The 1284-nt window shown below is 44.8% G+C and carries 1 protein-coding gene; it reads right to left on the bottom strand.

Going from position 1 to position 1284, the window contains the following annotated elements:
• On the bottom strand, positions 1–1284 hold a 1284-nt coding region (locus GC130_RS25495; RefSeq protein ID WP_152001202.1), incomplete at both ends, for a PKD domain-containing protein.

Here is a 1284-nt window from a genome sequence, read left to right on the forward strand (position 1 = left end):
TGATATTAAGTGCTGTCGTCCCTACTCCAGCATGCTCCAAACCATTCTGACAAAAATCCCACTGATAAGACACTCCATTCAAACTCTCATTACTCAACTGTAAACTCTCTCCCAAACACAAACTCCCGTCTAACGTAAAGCCCGCTGTGGGCCTTTCTGCTGGAGCTATGGTTACATCTTTAGTTAATTCATCAGCACAGCCCTGCTCTGTCGTTACTGCCAGTGAAACAGCATAAGTAGCAGGTGTTCCAAAAGAAAATACTTCTGTTTGATCAGACCCTGTACCTAAACCTGCAAAATCCCAACTCCACGAAACTACCTGATCTCCAGACTCGCTCTTATCTTCTCCCGTAAATTGTAATGGAACATTTTGAGTCAATTCGCCTGTCAAACTAAAATCTAACAGGGCCTGATCATTTACAATAATCGGTTTAACAAGAATACTTTCGCATCCTGAGCCATTAGTTACCTTCAATTGAAGATTGTAGGTATTCGCTGCCAGATAAGTATGAGTGGGTTCAAACACATCACTTGTCGGCGTACCATCGCCAAAGTTCCACTCATAGCTGACTCCTACCGTCTCAGATGTATTGACCATCTCTACAGCAGACCCAAAACAATTATTACTCCAGCTAAAGCCTATCGGCGAACCCGCCACTAAGTTAATCGTATTTTGTGCTACATTCACACAACCATCCGCCAGAGTAGCTGTCAGTGTTATCGTCTTTTCGCCGCCACTATCAAAAGCGTAATTGGGAGATGGCTCTGTGCTACTCCCTTCTCCATTAAAGTCCCATACCCAACTCACAGGCGACCCCACATCAAACGTACTTGTGTTTATAAAACTTAGTGGGGTGTTACTACATAAATTGGTGACTGGTGGATCAAATGAGGCAATTGGAGAAGAGTAAATGTTTACCTGATTACTTACTGTATTATTGCAACCTGACGCACTAATCACTGTCAGCGTCACCTCATATTCCCCTGCTGAAGAATATTGATAAGTCGGATTGGGGTCGGCCGAGTCTTCTGTCCCGTCGCCGTCGAAGTCCCAGGAATAAGTGGCGATGTCGCCGGATAGGTTGGTGGAGGTGAAGGTGCTGAGCGCACCCACACATTGATTGATTGTACTAAAATCAATATCAGGAGCCTGTGAACTCTGAACTGTTACTTCCTGCGAGGCATAGTCCGTATTCCCATTAGAGGAGCTTGCCAATAGCTCTACTACATAACTCCCAGATTCAGTGTAAGTCACACCTTCAGGTTCAAAGGCCGTGGAACTAT

The sequence above is a fragment of the Imperialibacter sp. EC-SDR9 genome (assembly GCF_902498805.1).
GTDB lineage: Bacteria > Bacteroidota > Bacteroidia > Cytophagales > Cyclobacteriaceae > Imperialibacter.